At 65.4% G+C, this 13221-nt stretch carries 13 protein-coding genes; 8 read left to right on the forward strand and 5 right to left on the reverse strand.

Annotated features, from left to right (window positions below; genetic code table 11):
- The coding region (locus B8115_RS23615; protein WP_010627655.1) for a hypothetical protein at nt 1–621 on the forward strand (621 nt) is incomplete at its 5' end.
- A gap of 78 nt (nt 622–699) precedes the next feature.
- Nucleotides 700–1929 (forward strand): toxic anion resistance protein, encoded by a 1230-nt coding sequence (locus tag B8115_RS10000; protein WP_010627656.1) that lies wholly within the window; start codon nt 700–702, stop codon nt 1927–1929.
- On the opposite strand, the gene B8115_RS10005 is transcribed toward B8115_RS10000, so the two are convergent.
- The 4 genes from B8115_RS10005 to B8115_RS10020 all read right to left on the reverse strand — a co-directional run bounded on the left by B8115_RS10005 (nt 1926) and on the right by B8115_RS10020 (nt 6345).
- Complete coding sequence (locus tag B8115_RS10005) at nt 1926–2279, reverse strand: hypothetical protein (RefSeq protein WP_010627657.1); 354 nt, start codon at nt 2277–2279, stop codon at nt 1926–1928. The two genes, B8115_RS10000 and B8115_RS10005, sit on opposite strands and share 4 nt — an antisense overlap.
- A 70-nt stretch (nt 2280–2349) precedes the next feature.
- A complete protein-coding gene (locus B8115_RS10010) occupies nt 2350–3621 on the reverse strand; it encodes a diguanylate cyclase (RefSeq protein ID WP_234254986.1) in 1272 nt (423 codons plus the stop codon).
- Nucleotides 3621–4979, reverse strand: a complete 1359-nt coding sequence (locus tag B8115_RS23905; RefSeq protein WP_238539208.1) for an ABC transporter substrate-binding protein — start codon at nt 4977–4979, stop codon at nt 3621–3623. The genes B8115_RS10010 and B8115_RS23905 overlap by 1 nt, the downstream gene beginning before the upstream one ends.
- 229 nt (nt 4980–5208) lie before the next feature.
- Entirely contained in the window at nt 5209–6345 is a 1137-nt protein-coding gene (locus B8115_RS10020) for a PQQ-dependent sugar dehydrogenase (RefSeq protein WP_010627660.1), read from the reverse strand.
- Nucleotides 6346–6465: 120 nt separating this feature from the next.
- Here B8115_RS10020 and B8115_RS10025 point away from each other — a divergent pair, with 120 nt between their 5' ends.
- The 3 genes from B8115_RS10025 to B8115_RS10035 all read left to right on the forward strand — a co-directional run bounded on the left by B8115_RS10025 (nt 6466) and on the right by B8115_RS10035 (nt 9382).
- The gene (locus B8115_RS10025; RefSeq protein WP_010627661.1) at nt 6466–7854 is read left to right on the forward strand and encodes an MFS transporter; all 1389 of its coding nucleotides are present in this window, start codon (nt 6466–6468) and stop codon (nt 7852–7854) included.
- Nucleotides 7851–8600 carry a sulfite exporter TauE/SafE family protein gene (locus B8115_RS10030; protein WP_010627662.1) on the forward strand — a complete coding sequence of 250 codons (750 nt, stop codon included), beginning with the start codon at nt 7851–7853 and terminating at the stop codon, nt 8598–8600. The genes B8115_RS10025 and B8115_RS10030 overlap by 4 nt, the downstream gene beginning before the upstream one ends.
- A gap of 89 nt (nt 8601–8689) precedes the next feature.
- The gene (locus B8115_RS10035) at nt 8690–9382 is read left to right on the forward strand and encodes a type IV pili methyl-accepting chemotaxis transducer N-terminal domain-containing protein (protein WP_010627663.1); all 693 of its coding nucleotides are present in this window, start codon (nt 8690–8692) and stop codon (nt 9380–9382) included.
- Between the two features lie 77 nt (nt 9383–9459).
- On the opposite strand, the gene B8115_RS10040 is transcribed toward B8115_RS10035, so the two are convergent.
- Complete coding sequence (locus B8115_RS10040) at nt 9460–10692, reverse strand: homoserine O-acetyltransferase (RefSeq protein WP_010627664.1); 1233 nt, start codon at nt 10690–10692, stop codon at nt 9460–9462.
- A 148-nt stretch (nt 10693–10840) separates the two neighbouring features.
- On the opposite strand from B8115_RS10040, the gene B8115_RS10045 reads away from it, so the two are divergent.
- The 3 genes from B8115_RS10045 to B8115_RS10055 are packed head-to-tail and all read left to right on the forward strand — an operon-like array spanning nt 10841 to nt 13213.
- Complete coding sequence (locus B8115_RS10045; protein WP_010627665.1) at nt 10841–11368, forward strand: TIGR02281 family clan AA aspartic protease; 528 nt, start codon at nt 10841–10843, stop codon at nt 11366–11368.
- Nucleotides 11369–11375: 7 nt separating this feature from the next.
- Complete coding sequence (locus B8115_RS10050) at nt 11376–12368, forward strand: YihY/virulence factor BrkB family protein (RefSeq protein WP_010627666.1); 993 nt, start codon at nt 11376–11378, stop codon at nt 12366–12368.
- A 2-nt stretch (nt 12369–12370) separates the two neighbouring features.
- A complete protein-coding gene (locus B8115_RS10055) occupies nt 12371–13213 on the forward strand; it encodes a nitronate monooxygenase family protein (protein ID WP_238539209.1) in 843 nt (280 codons plus the stop codon).
- Nucleotides 13214–13221: the final 8 nt, after the last annotated feature.

Below are 13221 nucleotides of genomic sequence, written 5' to 3' on the forward strand. Positions count from 1 at the left end.
GAGCGCCAACGAGCCGACCGTGAGCGTGCGGCACGGGAAGCGGGGGTGGCCGAACTCGACCCGGCCCGACCGCCGGTGGGGGCCGATGAGCTGACCCTGGCGCTGTGCCGGGCCAAGCAGCAGCTCCTCGACGTCAAGCGTGGCGATCTGGCCAGCCAGGTCGACCGTTTCTACACCCGCTATACCCATGTGATGGAACTGCTCTCCGCCCGCTTCGACAAGAGCGAACTGGCTTTCGAGCGCTCGCGCGGTCTGATCACCGAGGTCTGCCTCGGGGCGGTGGACACCTTTACCTCCATGGCGGCCCAGGCGCGGGGGGTGATGGGCCTGGATGACGCATACGTGCGGCGCCGCCTGACCCAGGAGGGCAGCCAGCTCTCCGTCGAAGAACGCATCGCGCTCAAGCGCCGCCTGGAGCTGATCGAGGAGACCGACCGGCGCCTGCGGCGCCTGATGGCGCGCAACGAGTCGGCGCTGACCCTGCTCGACGATACCGCGGTGGCCCTGGCGCGGGTAGAGACCGGGCGCCCCCAGGCATCACTTGCCACCGACCGGGCGCTGGAAGAGCTGCGCCGCTTCATCGAGGGCGCGGAGCGCTACAGCCGCAGCGAACGTCGTTGAAAGCCTGGTCAGCCTGCTCGCGCAGCGTCAGGATCGGAATTGCTATGGTAGGGGAAAGGCCTGAATGGGGAAGTACTCATGAAGCAGTCGTCCGAACGCGGCTCGCCGCTCTCGCTGCCGCCGGTGGAGGAGATCGCCAGCGAACTCGAGGAGGTGGCACCCGAGCCGAAGGATAGCGAGGAGATCGTCATCGACGACCCCGAGCTGGAGCAACTGGCGAATGCCTTCGTCGACGACGTGCTGTCCAGCGAAGGCGCCGAGTTCGATCGCCAGCGTCGCGCGGTGGATGAGATGGGCCTCGAGCTGCAGCAGCAGGCGGCACATCACAGCGAGATGCTGCAGGCGCCGCTGCGCAAGCTGGCACATCAGGGCGACGAGGGCGGCCCGGTGGCCAAGGCATTGATCGACCTGCGCGGCCACATGCAGGAACTCGACCCGCACCAGCACCGCCTGGCTGCGGGGCCGTTCGACCGGCTGCTGACGCGCATTCCGGGCGCCGGTAGCCGTATTCAACGCTACTTCCGCAAGTTCGAAAATGCCCAGCAGGCGCTGGACGCCATCATCGCCGACCTGGAAGGCGGTCGCGACATGCTGCGCCGTGACAACATCACCCTCAGCGACGACCAGGAGAGCCTGCGCCAGCTGCTCGGTCGGCTACAGCGCCAGATCGACCTGGGCCGCCTGATCGACCGGCGGCTGATACAAGCCCTGGAGCGGCTGGGCGACGAGCACCCTCAGCGAACCTTCATCGAGGAGGAGCTGCTCTTCCCGCTGCGCCAGCGCATCGTCGACCTTCAGCAGCAGCAGGCGGTCAGCCAGCAGGGCGTGCTGGCGCTGGAAGTGATCATCCGCAACAACCGCGAACTGATTCGCGGCGTCGACCGGGCGATTCACGTTACCGTGTCGGCGCTGACGGTGGCGGTAGCGGTGGCGCTGGCGCTGGCCAATCAGCGCCTGGTGCTGGATCGGGTGGAATCGCTCAATACCACGACCTCGGAGATGATCGCCGGGACGGCCAAGGCGCTGCGTCAGCAGGGGGTGGAGATCCAGACCCGTGCCGCCTCGGCCCAACTCGACATGCAGGCGCTGGAGCAGGCCTTCGATGACGTGCTGGGTGCCATCGACGACCTGTCGCGCTATCGCCAGGAAGCGTTACCTCAGCTCGATGCCCAGATCGACCGCCTGGCGCAGCTGACGCGCCGGGGCGGGGAGTCGATCGACAGGCTGCAGCGTGGCAACGAGGTCCACTCCCAGGATGCGGAAGGGAAGCAGCTGCCACCCAAGGACAAGGGCGGGAGAGAAGGCTAAGGAGAACCGCCCGGCGATCGGGTGCCTGAGCTATCGTCATCCGCTTCGTTGACGTCCTTGGGCGGCGGCTCGTGGCGCTGAGCGTCTCTCAGCGCCTTGCGTAGCAGCTCCCAGGCGTCGTCGAACCCCTGCTGCAGCGAATCCCAGGCCGCCTCGCCGGCGTACTGCAACTCCTCGAGGCGGCGCTGGGTTTCGTCACGGCGCCGCTTGAGGCGCTCGATGTCGTCCTGATAACGGTGCTGCGCCTCGTCGCTGGCCTTGCGTGCGCGGGCGATAAGGGCCTCGATTTCGGCGTTCCATTCGTCCAGTTGGGCCTTCATCTGCTCGATGAACTCGTCGCGTCTGCTCATATGCTTGCTCCGCCTCCGGCTGGGTCTACTCTATCGATTCCTTGCTGCCGGGCCGGTTCCCCGGCGCTGCTCAGGTCTGGACGGCGACCCGGTCACGTCCCTGGCGCTTGGCGCGATAGAGCTGGTGGTCGGCCTCGGCCAGCAGCGCCTCGAAGCCGGCAACGTCGTCCTGTGCTGGGTTGCTGCTGGCCACGCCGAGGCTGGCGGTGACCCGGCCCGCTTCGGTGGCGTGGGCATGGGGGATGTCGAGCGCGCGGATCTCATTCTGGATGCGTTCGGCGACCCGTTGGGCGCCTGCCAGGTCGGTCTCCGGCAGTACGCAGACGAACTCCTCGCCGCCATAGCGTGCGACCAGGTCGGAAGGGCGATGGATCACGCGGGTGAGCGCCTGGGCGACGGCTCGCAGGGTGTCGTCGCCGGCCACGTGGCCGTAATGATCGTTGAACTCCTTGAAATGATCGATATCGATGAAGATTACCGAGATGTCATGATTGGCGCGCTGGGCGCGCTGCCACTCCTGATTGAGGAAGGCGTCGAAGTGGCGGCGGTTGGCAATGCCGGTCAGGCCATCCATGGTAGAGATCTGCTGCAGCTGGTCGCGCTGGTCGAGTCCGTGTTGAAAGGCCTGCAGCAGCCGGTCGACGCTCTCCACCAGATGTCCCAGCTCATCGTTGCCATGTACCCCCATGACCGGCTTGGACCAGCGTCCGGGTTGGCTTGGATCGGTCTCGGTGATCGCTGCGTGCACCTTGAGCAGGGGGCGGGTGACGAACCAGTGGAAGACCAGTGCCAGCAGCGCCGCAATGGCCAGGGCCTTGGCCACGCCGAGAGCGAAGATCAACTGGCTACGATCGGTGAAGTCGCGGGTCAGGCTGTCGAGAGAGAGCGTCAACTCCAGCTCGCCTATCGACTTGGGCGCCGTGTCGGAGCCGATCTGATAGACCAGCGGTTTGCGGTAGTGGAGGATATCGGCGAACAGGGCCTGAACCACCCAACTGGAGGTATCGGTGTCGTCGTGCTGACGTGTGGCCATGACACGACCGAAATCGTCGCTGATGGTCACGCTGGCAATCCGTCCGCCGCTGAGCAGGCCTTCGGCCACCTGTGTCGCCAGTTCAGGATTGAGCTGGAAGGCGGCTTCGGCGGCAGTGCCGCGTACCAGATCGATTCGGTACTGCGTTTCGAGAACGATTTCGTGACGCATCGCACGGGCGTCGAGCGCCAGCTCGACGATGCCGGCAATGATGCTGAGCAGCAGTGCAATGGCCAGAGTGAGGCCGGCCTGCTTGGCGGTCAGGCTGCGTCTACCGGCCCGGCGATCCATGCCAGGAACGTATTTCACTAGGGAACCTCCGCTTCGGCATGAATGCGGTCGATGGCGGCCTGCAGCCGCGAGACGAACTGATCGGGAACCGAAGGGTGACAGGCGAGATAGAGATCGACCTCGTTGAAGGTGAACAGAGGGCGCAGTAACAGGTCGGCTTCGGCGGCAAGGTATTCGGCTGCCTGTGCCCCGGTGACCCAGACGTCGATCAGTCCGGCCTGCAGACGAGTGACGTTCTCGCGCTCGGCGCTGGTGACGACGATGGGAATGCCTTGGCTGGCGACATATTGGCCCACTGCGTCCTCGCGAAAGCTGCCGACACGTAGCTCGGACAGGTCCGTCAGCGTGTCGGCTGTGATGTGGGTGTTCTCCAGGGCGAAGGCGGTCCACGTACTGGAAGTCAGCGGCCCGATCCAGGTGAACAGGGATTCGCGCTCTGGAGTACGGGTCGTCGAGTAGACGCAGTGGCGCTCGCGCAGTTGGGCCTCGGTATAGGCGCGAGCCCAGGGCAGCAGGCGGAAGTCGGCCTCGAGTTCGGCGGCGTTCAACGCCGTGCGCAGCAGCTCGGTGGAGGAGCCGATGATCTTGCCCTGCTCGTCCAGGTAGTTGTAGGGGGGATACTCCTCGGTATTGAAGGCGATGGTGCCGCCGAGGATTTCACTCAGCACGCCGCCTTCGCGCAAGTTGTTCAGCGCCGCCTGCATCTTTGCCACCAGCTCCGGATCCGTGTCCGGGTTCAGGGCGTAGTAGAGGTCGGATTCGCTGATGGTCAGGGCCGGGGTGTAGTCAGTGGTCGGCAGGCCTTCTTCGTTCATCAGCCAGAAGGCGACGTCCTCACCATAGGCCCACAGATCGACCCGGCCCCGCTCGAGCATGCGCAGGGCACTGGCGCCGGATATCGCTGCATGGATCTGGGTTTCCGGCACCCCGGCTTCCTGCAGGCGCTGGGCGCCGATGTCTTCGCGGATCACCGCAATACGGTAATCGCCGGCGATCACGTCCTCGATATCGTTCAACTGAATGCCGCTGTCGCGGCGAGCGATCAGGGTCACCCTGTCAGTGGCAATCGGCCCCACCCACTGGAACAGCTCCTCGCGCTGCTCGGTGCGGGTGGTGGAGAACAGCACCGTGCCCGGCTCGGAAAGGGCCGTGTCGTAGCCGCGGGCCCAGGGATAGAAGAGCACGTCCTCGCGGGTCATGGCGGTACCGGTCTCGGCGAAAATCCGTTCGAGCAGCTCGATGGAAATCCCTTCGAGCCGATCCCCCTGTCGATAATTGTAGGGCGGGTATTCCTCGGTGATGAAGGTCAGCTCCTCCAGGGCAACTGCTGCCGAAAGCGGCAGCAGGGCCAGCATCATCGTCAACCTTTTTCTCATGCGCTAACACCCCGCCCTGCCAGCTTGTTCTTTTGATTACCGTCTGGTGACGAAAGTCATGCTGTCTTGCGTCGACGTCCAGCAAGGGAGCTGACGCTAATGCCACCGGACAAAGCTGCTTAACCCAGGTTAACAGTGATAATGCCCGCCGGTGCGTGAGAAAGGAAGGACTCCACTCCACGCAAGAAAAGCCGGCCCGAAGCCGGGCCGGCGAAACGTAGCGTGAGTGTTACTGCTCGGGTTCGAGCCGATAGAGCGTACCGTTGTCGTCACCGATGAGTGCATACAGATAGCCCTCGGGGCCCTGGCGGATGTCACGCACCGGACCCAGCGGCTCCTCGAGCAGTTCTTCCATCTCTGTCACTTCATCGCCGTTCACTTCGAAGCGATAGATCTGACCGCTCTCCAGTCCGCCCACCAGCAGGTTGCCCTGCCACTGCGGGTAGCGCTCGCTGTCGACGACTGCCAGGCCCGCAGGAGAGACGTCCGAGGAGAAGCGATACACGGGCTCGATGACCTCCTCGTCGGTGAACAGCTCACCGCTGGTGATGTCGTCGAGCAGGTCCGCGCCGGCGGCTTCCTCGCTGTCGTCGTCCTCCGGCCAGCCATGGTTCTCGCCGCTGCGGATGAGCATGAGCTCGTCATGACCGTTGCCACGAGCTTCCACGGCCCAGACGTCGCCACGATCGCGGTCCACGGCCAGCCCCAGCACGTGGCGATGGCCCCAGGAGTAGATCTCGGGCAGGTAGCCCACTTCCTCGAAGCGTGGATTGTCCTCGGGCGCCAGGCCCTGAGGGTTGAGCCGCAGGATCGAGCCGGCGTGATCGTTGGTGTCCTGGGCACGTTCGGGCGAGTCGCGATCGCCGACCGACATCAGCAGGGTGTCATCGTCCATCCAGGCCAGGCGTGAGCCGCCATGGGGGCCGGGTTCGGAGCGGCGGTTCTGCTCGAACAGCTCTTCCACTTCGGTCAGTTGGTTCCCTGCCAGGCGCCCACGGGCCAGCGCCGTGGCGGTGGAGTCGGCATCGCCGCTGGCATAGGTGAAATAGATCCAGCCGGTATCGGAGTAATCGGGCGAGGCGGCAATATCCAGCAGCCCGCCCTGGTCGTCGCTCTGAACGCCGGGCAAGTCGTCGATCGTCTGGCGTTCGTCGTTGTAGAAGGTCTGAATCCGTCCGGTGCGTTCGCTGACCAGATAGAGGCCGCCAGGCAACATAGCCACACCCCAGGGGCGCTCCAGGTCTTCGGCTACCGCCGTCAGTCTCAGCGTCTGATGTTCTGTCTCCAGCGTTGCTTCGTCGGCGCCGGACGCCGTGGCTACCACGGCCAGCGCCAGTAGAGAGGTACCGCTCCAGCGTCCTTTCATGATTCACCTCCGGTCCATGTGTGACCCTCAGTGTAGCGAAAGCCGTTCCAGCGTCATTTCTGCTGCGAATTGCTGGTAGGCTAGCGCTTCGGGAAGGCCCCGCAGGCAGAGGAGAGTGGGATGAGCGTGATACCGGCGGTCGGCAGTGCTGGCGCCAGGCAGCGGGCATCGAAAAAGGAGATTCTGGGCTGGGCGATGTTCGACTTCGCCAACCAGGCCTATACGCTGCTGATCATCACCGTGGTGTTCGGCGAGCTGTTCACTACCGTCATCGTCGGGGATCGCGGCGACGGCTTTCGCCTGGCCAATCTGCTGTGGAGTCTGGCGCTGGCGACGAGCTATCTGCTGGTGGTGATCACAGCACCGCTGTGCGGCGCGGTGATGGACTACCGGGCGGCCAAGAAGCGTTTTCTGTTCATCAGCTACATCGTCACCGTGTTCGCCACGGCGTTGCTCTATTTCGTGGCCCCTGGCTACGTCATGCTGGGCGTACTGCTGATCGTGGTGTCCAACTACGCCTATTCGATGGGCGAGTCGTTCATTGCCGCCTTTCTGCCCGACCTCGGCCCGCCACAGGATCTGGGCAAGATCTCCGGCTTCGGCTGGGCGCTGGGCTACGTCGGAGGTCTGTTCGCGGCAGGCTTCACCCTGGTGGCGCTGGGTGAGGCAAGCGCCGATAACTTCGAGCGTATACGCTGGGTCGGGCCTTTCGCCGCGGCGTTCTTCCTCATTACCGCCATCCCCACCTTTCTGTGGGTGAAGGAGCGCGGCACGCCGCAGCCGCACCGCAAGAGCTATCGCGAAATCGCCTGGGAACGGGTCTCCACCACGCTGCACGAGCTACGGCACTTTCGCGATCTGGGCATCTTCCTGGTGTCGCTGCTGTTTTCCATGGCCGGGGTCTACATCATCATCGCCTTCGCCTTCATCTACGGCGCCCAGGTGATCGGCTGGGACGAGGCGGTGCGCAACATCATGTTCATCATCGTGCAGATCACGGCGGCCGCCGGGGCGCTGGGCTTCGGCTTCATCCAGGATCGCATCGGCACCAAGTTCACCTACCAACTGACCCTGCTGCTGTGGGTGGCGGCGATTCTGGCCATCTGGGCCACGCCGGAGGTCACCGCCTTCCTCAATGCCGCTTTCGGCCTCGACTGGGAGGCCCAGCACCTGTTCCTGTTCGTCGGCTGCCTGGCGGGGCTCTCGCTGGGCTCCAGCCAATCGGCCAGCCGCGCCCTGGTGGGGCTGTTCTCGCCGACGCGCAAGGCCGCGGAGTTCTTCGGCTTCTGGGGGCTGGCCAACAAGATGGCCGGCGTCTTCGGCATCATCGCACTCGGACTGCTGCAGTCGGTGGTGGGGCTGCAGGCGTCGATCCTGCTGTGTGCGGCGCTGTTCATCGTGGCCATGCTGATCTGCCTGGCGGTCAACCAGGCCCGCGGGGAGCAGGCGGCGGCCGCGTGGGAGGCGCGCAACGGAACCGCTGTAACCGACAGGGAAGCGACCACATGACCCTCGACCCCGTACTGCTGGCGCTGGTCACGTTCACCTTCGTCGTGGCCGGTTTGGTCAAGGGGGTGATCGGGATGGGCATGCCTACGGTGTCGCTGGCGCTGCTCGCGGCCACGGTGGGACTGCCGTCGGCCATGGCGCTGCTGCTGGCCCCTACCATCATCACCAACGTCTGGCAGGCGCTGGTGGGGGGCTACCTGAAGCAGATCGTGTGGCGCCTGTGGCCCTTCCTGCTGGCTTCGGTGGTCACCGTGTGGCTGGGTGTGGCCATCCTGGCCCGGGTCGACGTACGTTGGCTTTCCGGACTGCTCGGGGTGCTGATCGCCTTCTACGCCCTGGCCGGCCTGTTCAACCTCGGCCTGGGCAAGCTGGTCAGCCGCGGCCGGCATGCCGCACCGGTCAACGGGGCGCTGACTGGCCTGCTCACCGGCATGACCGGCTCCTCGGTGTTTCCCGGTGTGGCCTATCTGCAGTCTCTCGGCCTGCCGCGGGACATGCTGATCCAGGCCATGGGGGTGCTGTTCGTGGTCACCACCATGGCGCTGGGACTCTCCATGGGCGGCCAGCGGCTGCTCAGCGTGGAGTTGGGCCTGCTCTCGCTGGGGGCGGTGGTGCCGGCTCTGGTAGGCATGCAGCTTGGCCAGCGGCTGCGCCAACGGCTCTCGGAAACCACCTTCCGGCGCATCTTCCTTAGCGGCCTGCTGGCCATGGGGGGCTATCTGCTGGTGCGCTCCCTGGCGGGCTGATATGCCAGGAAGCGGCCGGCTCACTCGGTGAGTGGCACGGATTTCGCTTGTACTCGGTATCGTGATGGATAGCCAGTCAGGAGAAGCCGATGCCCAGTGATGTCACTGCCCCACGTTTAGATGCTCCTCGTGAACCGATCGCCCGGCCGATACAGGCCGACCTTTCGGGGGAGGTATTCGCCGGCCTGATCAACCTGTCGGGGCGCCGGCGCTTCACGTCTCAGCGTCTGGTGCTCTATGCCGTGCTGGCCGCCCATGGGCACTCGGAAGCGCTGGATACGGCGCGCGATGCACTAAAATTGTTCCGCGACGCGCACCTTGCCCTTATCGAAGGCAAGAATGGACATCCCGGGGTCTTCTGCGAGGAGTTGCACGAGGCCTATTACGGGGCCTTGGACGGTGATCGCATCATCGCTGAGTTCATGGCTCTGGCCGAACGTGTGCTGAGCGCTCTCGAAGCTGGCGGTGAGGTGCTGACCTGGCTCGATGAGCTGATCCGTTCGGCCACGCCGCTGCTTGCGGTGCTCAACCAGTTGACCCTGATCTACGAGGAACTCTCTCAACGCCATTCCATGGCCCTGCGGGGCCAGGCGCGTGAGCTGCTCGGCACGATCACCGCCATTGCGCGCCAGGCGCGTATCGTCTCCTTCAATGCGCAGATCGTCGCCTCGAGTGCCGGTCAGGCCGGCCGAGCGTTCTCGGTGATTGCAACCGAGCTGTCCGGGATCACGGGCGAGATCGACAAGTTGGCCCGTGAGGCGCTGGGCAATGCCGCGTCCTGAAGCGTCGGCCGGCTGGCCATGGGGGGCTATCTGCTGATGCGGTCGCTACTCGGCTAGGCGGGTAGCGACCGCGTGCTTCACTCGGCCAGGAAGGCGCGGATGCGTTCGCCGGCCTGATCGATGCCGAGTACGCCGTCCAGGTGGCCACGCTTGCCTTCGAGGGTCATCAGCTCCACTTCAGCTCCACCGGTTTCGATAAGCTCGGCGGTCTTGCGTACGCCTTCCGGAGCGAAGACCAGGTCGTTCTCGCTGTAAAGGATCAAGGTGGGCGCCTCTATCCGGGCGAGCCCCTCTTCCAGGCTTTCGCCGTGGCCGGCGATGAACGCCTGGTTGGCCTTGACCAGATAGAGCAGGTGGTTGGCATCGGCCAGTTCGGCACGGGCGGCGGCGATGTCGTCGAGAGTCTGCTCGATGGCGTAGCGCGCGTCTAGCTCACGGGCCGGGTCGGCGTCCTCGTCGGCCCAGCTGCGGTCGAAGGTCTCGTTGGCCCACAGCCAGTGGTTGGCGTTCAGCGTCACCAACTTGAGCGCTTCGCGCAGCCCGTCCAGCGGTGGCTCGCCGTCGTAGTAGTTGCCTTCGTTCCAGTTGGCGTCCAGGCGAATGGGGGCAGCCCAGGCGCTCAGGGTCGCCAGCAGCCAGGGGTCGGCAACGCCGCCGCCGATCACCGGGACCAGCCGCTCGACCCGCTCGGGATAGGCGCTGGCCCACTCGTAGGCCTGCAGCGCTCCCATGGAAGGCCCCATCACGGCATGCAGCCGTTCGATGCCCTGGCTCTCGAGCAGGGCCTTCTGTACCTCGACGAAGTCGCGAATGGTGACCAGCGGGAAGTCGGTGCCCCAAGGTTCACCGGTCTCGGGGTTGGGAGTAGCCGGTCCGGTGGTGGTGACGTTGGGGTCGTGGGCGTTGAGATTGACCAGGGTGTCCGAGGCGATGATGTAGTACTCGTCGGTATCCAGTGGCTTGCCGGGCCCGATGATGGCATCCCAGTAGCCGGGTGCCGCATCGTCTTCGGCGTAGCGGCCCGCGGCATGGCTGGTGCCGGAGAAGAAGTGCGTGATCAGGATGACATTGTCCTTCTCCTCGTTGAGGGTGCCATAGGCCTCCCAGCCGATGCGCACCGGTGCGATGGTGTCGCCGCCGACGGTGGTGTATTCGTCCATCTCGAAGACTTGTTTTTCCACCAGTCCATCCCATGCCGCCAGCGGCATGCTGGCCAGCAGGGCCGTGACCATGGCAGCACCGATCAGCGCCGGGGCGAGGGGGGAATGGCGGCGAGCAATCATGGTCGAATGTTCGATGCGGTCGTGCATGTGGCTATCCTTGTCGTTATTGAATAGATGGACGTCATTGAAGCGAGAGTCGTCGAAGCGCAGCCAAGGGCGGCGCAGCGCCGTTCAGTACAGACAGCCAGACCCAAAGTGTCAAAGCGGGCGAAGCCTGCCAACCGGGAGAGAAGACATGAACCGACAGAACGGTTCTATCAGGCGCGCCGGCATGGGCATGATGCTGCTGTTCTGGGTATCGTTCATCGGCGTTGGCAGCTGGTGGTTCCACGGCTTTCTGGAGCAACAGCGCAATCCCAACGCGCACCTGGTCAATGCCGTGACCGGCTCCGACGAGCCGATCGTGCTAGAGCGAAGTCGCTCCGGTCACTTCGTCGCCACCGGACGTATCAACGGTGAGCCGATCGAGTTCCTGCTCGATACCGGTGCCACCTACGTGGCCGTACCTGCCGAGTTCGCCGAGCGGCTTGGCCTGCAGAGTGCCGGCTCGGCCTGGTTCAACACCGCCAACGGGCGTGTACGCGGCGATCTTACTCGGCTCGACGAGGTCAGCCTGGGTGGCTTCACTGCCACCAACGTCAATGGCTCCATCAGCCCCGGGCTCGAGGGCGAGGTGGCGCTGCTGGGGATGAGTTTCCTCAATCGTTTCGACATCGAGATTCGCGATGCCCGCATGATACTGCGCCCGGCGCAGCAGCCCTGAGGATGTCATGGCAAAGGAACTGAGAGGCCGCAAGGCCGGCAAGCCGAACCAGATACCCGCTCCGGGGTGGCTGGACGTGATCTGGCGGGTCAAGGAGCAACTGGCGGACGACCACGTCAACATGTTGGCAGCCGGCATCGCCTTCTATTCGTTGCTGTCGCTGTTCCCCGCCATGGCGGCGGTCATTTCGCTGTGGGCGCTGGCCTTCGATCCGGTGGAGCTGGCTGAGCAGATCGCTGAACTCGGCCGTTTCATGCCGCCCGGTGGGGCTCGCTTGATTACCGAACAGGCCGAGGAGGTCGGCGCCAATACCGACACTGGGCTCAGTCTGGCGGCGCTGTTCGGCCTGGCGGTGGCGATGTTCGTGGCATCCAAGGGGGTGCGCGGTCTGCTGGTTGGGCTCAACGTGGTGTATGGCGAGGAGGAGCGGCGCGGCTTCGTGCATCGCATGCTGGTGGTGGCCACGCTGACCATCGGGCTGATCGTGATCTCGCTCGGGGCGATCGGCGTCGTCGCGCTGTTTCCGCTGGTCGTCGGCTGGCTGGCCCTGGAGGGGCCCGTGGTCACCTTGATCAACTGGCTGCGCTGGCCGGTCCTGCTGCTGTTGATGATGTTCGTGATCGCGGTGCTGTACCGCTATGGCCCCTATCGCAGCTCGCCGCGCTGGGAGTGGGTCAGCGTGGGCACCTTGGTGGCCACGCTGCTGTGGCTGCTCGGCTCCGGCGGTTTGTCGCTCTACGTGAGTCAGTTCGCCAACATGGACGAGCTGTATGGCTCGCTCGGGGCGGTGGTGATCCTGATGCTATGGTTCTGGCTCTCCTCGTTCGTCGTATTGCTGGGCGCCGAGATCAACGCTGAAATGGAGCGTCAAACCAAGCGCGATACCACGGTTGGCGAACCCCGGCCCATGGGCGAGCGGGGCGCCTACGCCGCCGACACGCTGGGGCAGAAACGCCCCTGGCAGCGCAACAAACGACAGCAGGGAGAGCAGGGAAAATGACCATGAATCTGACTCGCCGGCTCGGCATGGAGCTTCCCATTCTTCAGGCGCCCATGGCCGGCGTGCAGGGCGCCGAGCTGGCCGTGGCCGTGAGCGAGGCGGGAGGGCTTGGCGCCTTGCCCTGCGCCATGCTCACACCCGAGGCCATGGTGGATGAGCTCCAGCGCATTCGCGCCGCCACCGCGCGGCCCCTCAACGTCAACTTCTTCTGTCATGCGTCGCCGGTGCCGGACGAGACGCGGCTGGCGCGCTGGCATCGGCTGCTGGCGTCTTACTACGCCGAGTACGGCCTCGATATCGACAGCGTGCCGGCCGGTCCCGGGCGGCGTCCGTTCGATCAGGCGGCGTGCGATGCCCTGGAGCACTTCCGCCCCGAGGTGGTCAGCTTCCATTTCGGCCTGCCGGAGGCGGCGCTGATCGAACGGGTCAAGGGCTGGGGGGCCGTGGTGCTCTCGTCTGCCACCACCGTCGAGGAGGCACGCTGGCTCGAGGCCCATGGGGCCGATGCGATCATCGCCCAGGGGCTGGAGGCGGGAGGCCACCGTGGCATGTTCCTCGACGAGGACGTCACCACCCAGCTCGGCACCTTTGCCCTGCTGCCGCAGGTGGTGGCGGCCGTGTCGCTGCCGGTGATCGCCGCCGGGGGCATCGCCGATGCGCGTGGGGTGGCGGCAGCACTGGCGCTGGGTGCCGAAGCGGTACAGGTCGGCACCGCCTTCATGTGCTGCCCCGAGGCCACCACCTCGGCGCTGCATCGCCGCGCGCTGCAGAGCGAGGCCGCGCGCCATACTGCGCTGACCAACCTGTACACGGGGCGCCCCGCGCGGGGCATCGTCACCGGCTGATGCGCGAG

Source organism: Halomonas sp. KM-1 (assembly GCF_000246875.1).
Lineage (GTDB): Bacteria > Pseudomonadota > Gammaproteobacteria > Pseudomonadales > Halomonadaceae > Halomonas > Halomonas aerodenitrificans.